The 1,147-nt window shown below is 70.4% G+C and carries 1 protein-coding gene and 1 pseudogene; both read right to left on the bottom strand.

The genetic code is table 11. The annotated features are described in order from the left end of the window. A pseudogene (locus AC1D12_RS33790) lies at nucleotides 1–182 on the bottom strand (transposase domain-containing protein); the annotation flags it as partial. 71 nt (nucleotides 183–253) lie between these two features. After that, the coding region (locus tag AC1D12_RS33785) for an L-serine ammonia-lyase (RefSeq protein ID WP_477845442.1) at nucleotides 254–1,147 on the bottom strand (894 nt) is incomplete at its 5' end.

Raw genomic sequence — 1,147 nt, 5'->3', positions numbered from 1 at the left:
TGCGAGCCTGCGGACACCCGGCGATGGGGCAGCAGATTCGCGATGTCGCGTGCCCGTTGGGGCGGGAGGCGCGTCAGCACGTCGCGCAGGTACGCGCAAGGGGCGTGGGCGTCGAGCTTCGCCGTCTGGATGAGGCGCATGATGGCCGCAGCGCGCTGGCCAGCGAGCAAGGCTCCAGCGAAGCATCCCAAGCCGCGGTCGTCTGTTCATCAGGACTTCCCGGGACGCTTGCGAAGCTCAGGGCGAAGGGGGCTCAGCACTCCACGATGTTCACCGCCAACCCGCCCCGTGCCGTTTCCTTGTACTTCGTCATCATGTCCGCGCCGGTGTCGCGCATCGTCTTGATGACCTTGTCGAGGCTCACGTGGTGCGTGCCGTCGCCGCGCATCGCCATGCGCGCCGCGTTGATCGCCTTCACCGACGCGATCGCGTTGCGCTCGATGCAGGGGATCTGCACCAGCCCGCCGACCGGGTCGCAGGTGAGGCCCAGGTGGTGCTCCATGCCGATCTCGGCCGCGTTCTCCACCTGCTCGGGCGTGCCGCCCAGCACCGCACACAGCGCACCGGCGGCCATCGAGCAGGCCACGCCGACCTCGCCCTGGCAGCCCACCTCGGCCCCGCTGATCGACGCGTTCTCCTTGTAGAGGATGCCGATCGCCGCGGCCGTCAGCAGGAAATCGATGATGCCGGCCGGCGTCGCGCCCGCGACGAAGCGCGCGTAGTAGTGCAGCACCGCCGGCACGATGCCGGCCGCGCCGTTGGTCGGCGCCGTCACCACGCGCCCGCCGGCCGCGTTCTCTTCATTCACCGCGAGCGCGTACAGGTTCACCCAGTCCAGCACCTGCAGCGGATCGCGCAGCGCCGCCTCGGGGTTCGACGACAGCTGCCGGTGCAGGTCGGCCGCGCGCCGTCGCACCTTGAAGCCGCCGGGCRGCACGCCGTCGGTGCGCGAGCCGCGTGCCACGCAATCCTGCATCACCTGCCAGATGTGCAGCAGCCCGGCATCGATCTCGGCATCGCTGCGCCAATGCTGCTCGTTGCGCCGCATGATCTGCGCGATGCTGCAGCGCTCGCGCGCGGCGATCGTCAGCAGGTCGGCGCCCGAATGGAAGGGCAGCGGCAGCACCGTGGTGTCCGGCGCCAGCAC

The sequence above is a fragment of the Rhizobacter sp. P1_G5 genome, from assembly GCF_056405435.1.
This window is presented reverse-complemented; position numbering and strand designations above follow the sequence as displayed.